This window comes from Burkholderia singularis, assembly GCF_900176645.1.
In the GTDB taxonomy this organism is placed as follows: Bacteria; Pseudomonadota; Gammaproteobacteria; order Burkholderiales; family Burkholderiaceae; genus Burkholderia; species Burkholderia singularis.
Genome location: NZ_FXAN01000066.1, coordinates 39,968 through 46,158 on the forward strand (window position 1 = coordinate 39,968; position 6,191 = coordinate 46,158).

Sequence of the window (6,191 nt, forward strand, 5' to 3'; positions counted from 1 at the left end):
ATCCAAGCGAATGGAAAGGCGAAGCTGTAGCGGGGCCAACGGGCGATCAGAATTCGCCCGGGCGAATCAGTCCGACGGCGATACCTTCGAGCGCGAATTCCGCGCTGCCCGCCTTGACAAAGATATTTTCGTAATCCGGGTTTTCCGCGATCAACTCGACGCCGCCAGCGTGACGCTTCAGGCGTTTGACCGTGACGTCATCGCCGAGCCGCGCGACGATGATCTGGCCATCCTTCGCCTCGCTGCGTTTTTGTACCGCGAGCAAATCTCCGTCGAGGATGCCGGCGTCGCGCATCGACAGCCCGCGCACCTTCAGCAGGTAGTCGGGCTTACTCGAGAAGAGCGCCGGATCGCACGCGTAATGTTGTGAGATGTGCTCCTGCGCGAGGATCGGGCTGCCTGCGGCGACACGGCCGACGAGCGGCAGCGACAGCTGCATCAGCGCCGCATGCGGCAGCGGAAGCTGATGCGGCGCATCGTCGGTGCCGAGCAAGCGGATGCCGCGCGATGCGCCGGCCGCCAGTTCGATCACGCCCTTGCGTGCAAGCGCGCGCAAGTGCTCCTCGGCGGCGTTCGGCGAACTGAACCCCAGTTCGGCGGCGATTTCCGCGCGGGTAGGGGGAAAGCCGGAGCGCTCGATCGCGCGGCGGATCAAGTCGAACACTTGCTGCTGACGGGCGGTGAGTTTGATCATGAGATGACTGTATGGATAGACAGTGTCTGTATTTTTATACAGTATCCACGGAAATTCAAGCGTTACTTGAAGTTCGACGCTATCGCATCGTTTCCGCCGTGGCTTCGCGCCGTCCCAACGGCGTTTCGGCGGCAATAACCGTCCAGCGGCGTTTCATTACCACTTTTGAGTATTAAAAAATAAGGAACGATTATTTTTAATGATGAAACCCGTTCGTTAGACTGGCCCCACCTTGAACTGACGGCCTGCACATACACTTGGAGAACAACGGATGGTCAAGCGCAAAACGGGGTTGGGCAACGGCGCGCGGCGTCTCATCGCATCGGTCGCGCTCGGCGCGGCAGCCGTGCTCGGCGTGCTCACGCCCGCGCTGGCGGACACGACGTTTCTGAACGTCTCGTATGATCCGACGCGCGAGTTGTATCAAGACGTCAATCAGGCGTTCAGCAAGGAGTGGAAAGCCAAGACGGGTGAGACGGTCAATTTCAAGCAGTCGCACGGCGGCTCGGGCGCGCAGGCGCGCTCGGTGCTCGACGGCTTGCAGGCCGACGTCGTGACGCTCGCGCTCGCCTATGACATCGACGCGCTCGCGAACAAGGGCCTCGTCGACAAGGATTGGCAGAAACGTCTGCCGGACAACGCGTCGCCTTACACGTCGACGATCGTGTTTCTCGTGCGCAAGGGCAATCCGAAAGGCATCAAGGACTGGGACGACCTCGTGAAGCCGGGCGTGTCGATCGTCACGCCGAACCCGAAGACCTCGGGCGGCGCGCGCTGGAACTATCTCGCCGCGTGGGCGTATGCGCAGCACAAGCCGGGCGGCAGCGCGGAAACGGCCAAGGAATTCATCACGAAGCTCTATAAGAACGCGGGCGTGCTCGACTCTGGCGCGCGCGGCGCGACCACCAGCTTCGTGCAGCGCGGCATCGGCGACGTGCTGATCGCATGGGAAAACGAGGCGTTTCTGTCAGTCAAGGAATTCGGCGCCGACAAGTTCGAGATCGTCGTGCCGTCGGCCAGCATTCTGGCCGAGCCGCCGGTTGCGGTGGTCGACAAGGTGGTCGACAAGAAGGGCACGCGCAAGCTTGCACAGGCGTATCTGCAGTTCCTGTACAGCAAGGAAGGGCAGGAGATCGCCGCGCGCAACTATTACCGGCCGCGCGCGAAGGATGTGCCGGCCGCGCTGACGAAGCAGTTTCCGAAGCTGAAGCTGTACACGGTCGACGACACGTTCGGCGGCTGGACGCAAGCGCAGAAAACGCATTTCGCCGACGGCGGTGTGTTCGATTCGATCTACAAGCCGCAATAAGCCGGCGCGATAAGCGCCCGGTTGGACGCCGCGCGCGGCCCGCGCCGGTGCCGCCGGCGCAGATGGCGAACCGGACGGTGTTCGTGCTGTAGTGGCGCGAGCACCGTCCGGCGCCCCCATGTGCATCATCCAGGAAGAGCATTCCGCATGACGACGTTTACCTTGCGCAAACCGAGCGCGTTGCCGGGATTCGGTGTGACGCTCGGCATCACGCTGGCTTATTTGAGCCTCGTGGTGCTGATTCCGCTCGCCGCGACTTTTCTGAAAACGGCAACGCTTACCTGGGATCAGTTCGTCGCCGCGACGACGTCGCCGCGCGTGCTTGCGTCGTACCGGCTGACGTTTCTCGCCGCGCTCGGCGGCGCGCTCGTCAACGCGGTGTTCGGTTTTCTCGTCGCGTGGGTGCTGGTGCGCTATACCTTTCCGTTCAAGCGGCTCGTCGATGCGATCGTCGATCTGCCGTTCGCGCTGCCGACTTCGGTGGCGGGCATTTCGCTCGCGGCCGTCTATGCGACCAACGGCTGGGTCGGCAGTCTGCTCGCGCCGCTCAATATCAAGATCGCGTTCACGCCGCTCGGCGTGCTCGTCGCGCTGACGTTCATCGGCCTGCCGTTCGTCGTGCGCACCGTGCAGCCGGTGCTGGAGGATTTCGAGCGCGAGCAGGAGGAGGCCGCCGCGTGCCTGGGCGCGACGCGCTGGCTCACGTTCCGGCGCGTCGTGCTGCCCGCTGTGCTGCCTGCGCTGTTGACGGGCTTCGCGCTCGCATTCGCGCGCGCGCTCGGCGAATACGGTTCGGTGATCTTCATCGCGGGCAACGTGCCGATGAAATCGGAGATTACGTCGCTGCTCATCATCACGAAGCTCGAGCAGTACGACTATGCGGGCGCGACGGCGCTTGCCGTGGTGATGCTCGTCGTGTCGTTCGCGATGCTGCTCGTCGTCAACACGCTGCAGTGGTATTTGCAGCGTCGCACGAGCCGCGGCGCGAGCGGTCCCGCGCCGGCGGCCGGCGCCGCGGCGCTGGGAGGCGCGCAATGAGCGACGATCTCGTGCAGAACCAGAACCGCGCGCCGGTATCGGCCGCGCCGCGCAGCGGCGGCGCCCGCGGGGGCGCCGGTACGCAGGCCAGCGCGGGCGCGTTCGCGCGCCTTGACCCGGTCAGCGAGTCGCGCGTGGTGCGTTGGCTGCTCACGGGCATAGCGCTCGCGTTTCTCGCGCTTTTTCTCGTCGTGCCGCTCGCCGCGGTGTTCGTCGAGGCGCTGCGCAAGGGCATCGGTTTTTATCTGGCGTCGCTCACCGATCCGGATGCGTGGTCGGCGATCACGCTGACGCTGAGCGTCGCGGCGATCGCGGTGCCGCTCAATCTGGCGTTCGGCGTGTGCGCATCGTGGGCGATCGCGAAGTTCGAATTCAAGGGCAAGGCGCTGCTCACCACGTTGATCGACCTGCCGTTCTCGGTGTCGCCCGTGATCTCGGGCTTGATCTACGTGCTGCTGTTCGGTGCGCAGGGGTGGCTCGGGCCGTGGCTGCAGGCGCACGACGTGCAGATCATCTTCGCGGTGCCGGGCATCGTGCTCGCGACGATCTTCGTCACGTTCCCGTTCGTCGCGCGCGAATTGATTCCGCTGATGCAGGCGCAAGGCGCGGATGAAGAAGAGGCGGCGCGCGTGCTCGGCGCCTCCGGCTGGCAGATTTTCCGGCGTGTGACGCTGCCGAACGTCAAATGGGGACTGCTGTACGGCGTGATTCTCTGCAATGCGCGTGCGATGGGCGAGTTCGGGGCGGTGTCGGTCGTGTCCGGCCACATCCGCGGGCAAACCGATACGATGCCGCTGCACGTCGAGATTCTTTACAACGAGTACAACTTCGCGGCCGCGTTCGCGGTGGCGTCGCTGCTTGCATTGCTCGCGCTCGTCACGCTCGCGCTGAAGTTCATCGCCGAGCGGCATCTGTCGGCCGAACGCGGCCTGCTCGACGAGCCGGCCGATACGCACCCGGCCGCCGGCGCGCCAGCGGCGCGGGCTGCCGTCACTTCGTCGATTTCATAAAGAGGCACCGAGATGGGCATCACCGTTCGCAACCTGCACAAGCGCTTCGGCGACTTCACCGCGCTCGACGACGTATCGCTCGACTTTCCGCCGGGCGAACTCGTCGCGCTCCTCGGGCCGTCCGGTTGCGGCAAGACGACGTTGCTGCGCGTGATCGCGGGCCTCGAGTATGCGGATGCCGGGCAGGTTCTGCTGCAAGGGCTCGATGTCGCGTCGGTTGGTGCGCGCGAGCGGCAGGTCGGTTTCGTGTTCCAGCATTACGCGCTGTTCCGGCACATGACGGTGTTCGAGAACGTCGCGTTCGGGCTGCGCGTGAAGCCGCGCCGCGAGCGTCCTTCGGAGGCGGCGATCCGCGACAAGGTGCACGAATTGCTCAAGCTCGTGCAGCTCGACTGGCTTGCGCAGCGCTATCCGTCCGAGCTGTCGGGCGGCCAGCGGCAGCGCATCGCGCTGGCGCGCGCGCTGGCCGTCGAGCCGAAGGTGCTGCTGCTCGACGAGCCGTTCGGCGCGCTCGATGCGAAGGTGCGCAAGGAATTGCGCGGCTGGCTGCGGCGGCTGCACGACGATCTGCATATCTCGACGATCTTCGTCACGCACGATCAGGAAGAGGCGCTCGAAGTCGCGGACCGGATCGTCGTGCTCAATCATGGGCACGTCGAGCAGGTCGGCAGCCCGCAGGATGTCTACGACCATCCGGCGAGCGCGTTCGTCTACGAATTTCTCGGCGCGGCGAACCGGCTCGCCGGCACGGTCAGCGGCGAGGGCTTCGTGGCCGATGGCGCGAGCGACGCGATCGCGGTCGACGCCGATTTCGCGGGCCGGGCGTTTGCCTACGTGCGCCCGCACGATCTCACGCTGGTTCGCGCCGACGCGCGCGCGAGCGGTATCGCCGCCGACGTGCGCCGGGTCGTGCCGCTTGGCGGCTCGGTGCGCATCGAGCTGGCCGCGCGCGCGGGCGGCGTGCTGGAGGCCGAACTCGACCGCAACGTGTGGCAGGCGCTCGCGCTCGACGTCGGCGACGGCCTCACGGCCGTGCCGCGCGCTGTGCGCGTGTTTCCCGCGTGTTGACGCTCTTTCGCGCCGCGTCGAAACCGTTGCATCACATCAACAAAGACATTGCCCGACAGAGGCTACCCATGAATTTTCAACAATTGCGCTTCGTGCGCGAAGCTGTACGGCAGAACATGAACCTGACGGAAGTCGCGAACGTGCTTTACACGTCGCAGTCGGGCGTATCGAAACAGATCAAGGATCTCGAGGACGAACTCGGCGTCGATATCTTCATTCGCCGCGGCAAGCGTTTGACGGGGCTCACCGAGCCGGGCAAGGCGGTTCACCAGCTGATCGAGCGGATGCTGCTCGACGCGGAGAACCTGCGCCGCGTCGCGCGCCAGTATGCGGATCAGGACAGCGGCCACCTGGTGGTTGCGACCACGCACACGCAGGCGCGTTATGCGCTGCCGAAGGTGATCCGCCAGTTCACCGACGTCTATCCGAAGGTGCATCTCGCGCTGCGTCAGGGCAGCCCTCAGCAGATCGCGCAGATGATCCTGAACGGCGAGGCGGATCTCGGCATCTCGACCGAGGCGCTCGACCGCTACCCGGACATCGTCACGTTCCCGTGCTATTCGTGGCATCACGTCGTCGTCGTGCCGAAGGAACATCCGCTCGTCGGCCGCGAGAAGGTAACGCTCGACGACATCGCCGAATATCCGATCATCACCTACGATCAGGATTTCACCGGCCGCTCGCATATCGATCAGGCGTTCGCGCAGGCAGGCGCGGTGCCCGATGTGGTGCTGACCGCGATCGACGCGGACGTGATCAAAACCTACGTCGAGCTGGGGATGGGCATCGGCGTGGTCGCCGCGATGGCGTATGACGCGCAACGCGACACGGGCCTCGTCGCGCTCGACACGCAGCATCTGTTCGAGGCGAGCACGACGCGGGTGGGGCTGCGCAAGGGTGCGTTCCTGCGTGCCTACGCATACCGGCTGATCGAAATGTTCGCGCCTCATCTGTCCGAAAGCGAGATCGCCGGGCAATTGCGCGAGGCGGCCTGACGCGGCGGCGGGCCGAACCGGCTGGCGGTTCGGCCGACGCGGGTCGCGCGGATGCCGCTGGGCCGGCTTTGCGGAGC

At 65.3% G+C, this 6,191-nt stretch carries 6 protein-coding genes; 5 read left to right on the forward strand and 1 reads right to left on the reverse strand.

Annotation, left to right across the window (positions count from 1 at the left end):
• Window positions 1-46 precede the first annotated feature (46 nt).
• Window positions 47-694 (reverse strand): transcriptional repressor LexA, encoded by a 648-nt coding sequence (lexA, locus tag BSIN_RS14800; RefSeq protein ID WP_069234534.1) that lies wholly within the window; start codon window positions 692-694, stop codon window positions 47-49.
• Between the two features lie 271 nt (window positions 695-965).
• Between lexA and BSIN_RS14810 the strand changes: the two genes are divergently transcribed.
• The 5 genes from BSIN_RS14810 to BSIN_RS14830 all read left to right on the forward strand — a co-directional run bounded on the left by BSIN_RS14810 (window position 966) and on the right by BSIN_RS14830 (window position 6,114).
• Entirely contained in the window at window positions 966-2,003 is a 1,038-nt protein-coding gene (locus tag BSIN_RS14810) for a sulfate ABC transporter substrate-binding protein (RefSeq protein WP_059518370.1), read from the forward strand.
• A gap of 147 nt (window positions 2,004-2,150) precedes the next feature.
• On the forward strand, window positions 2,151-3,041 hold the full coding sequence (cysT, locus tag BSIN_RS14815) for a sulfate ABC transporter permease subunit CysT (protein WP_059518367.1): 891 nt from the start codon (window positions 2,151-2,153) through the stop codon (window positions 3,039-3,041).
• Window positions 3,038-4,051: a sulfate ABC transporter permease subunit CysW gene (cysW, locus tag BSIN_RS14820; protein WP_256583818.1), complete on the forward strand. Its 1,014-nt coding sequence runs from the start codon at window positions 3,038-3,040 to the stop codon at window positions 4,049-4,051. Before cysT ends, cysW begins: the two co-directional genes overlap by 4 nt.
• 12 nt (window positions 4,052-4,063) lie before the next feature.
• A complete protein-coding gene (locus tag BSIN_RS14825) occupies window positions 4,064-5,119 on the forward strand; it encodes a sulfate/molybdate ABC transporter ATP-binding protein (RefSeq protein ID WP_089341066.1) in 1,056 nt (351 codons plus the stop codon).
• Between the two features lie 68 nt (window positions 5,120-5,187).
• The gene (locus BSIN_RS14830; RefSeq protein ID WP_059518363.1) at window positions 5,188-6,114 is read left to right on the forward strand and encodes a CysB family HTH-type transcriptional regulator; all 927 of its coding nucleotides are present in this window, start codon (window positions 5,188-5,190) and stop codon (window positions 6,112-6,114) included.
• Window positions 6,115-6,191 lie beyond the last annotated feature (77 nt).